The 235-nt window shown below is 61.3% G+C and carries 1 protein-coding gene; it reads right to left on the reverse strand.

Going from position 1 to position 235, the window contains the following annotated elements; genetic code table 11:
* Positions 1 to 190: DsbA family oxidoreductase (locus N7568_RS25425; RefSeq protein WP_261612388.1), on the reverse strand; the 190-nt coding region annotated here is incomplete at its 3' end.
* Between the last annotated feature and the right edge of the window lie 45 nt (positions 191 to 235).

Genomic DNA, 235 nt, shown 5'->3' on the forward strand with positions numbered 1-235 from the left:
CCTTGCGCTTGCTCAGGTAGTCCAGCTCCGTCCCGTCGTAGTGCTCCGGATCGGAAGGGTCCAGCTGGGAGCTCTTCCACTCGATGTCTACCGAATCACGGTGCGGGAACTGTGCCAGGGCGGTCTCGAAACGGCGCTTGCCGAGGTAGCACCACGGGCACGCGACGTCTGACCAGATCTCAATCTTCATTCTCTCTCCAACCCGGTGGGCCGTCCGGACATTCCTTGCACTGAT

The sequence above is a fragment of the Paenarthrobacter aurescens genome (assembly GCF_025421775.1).
GTDB classification, from domain to species: Bacteria; Actinomycetota; Actinomycetes; order Actinomycetales; family Micrococcaceae; genus Arthrobacter; species Arthrobacter aurescens_B.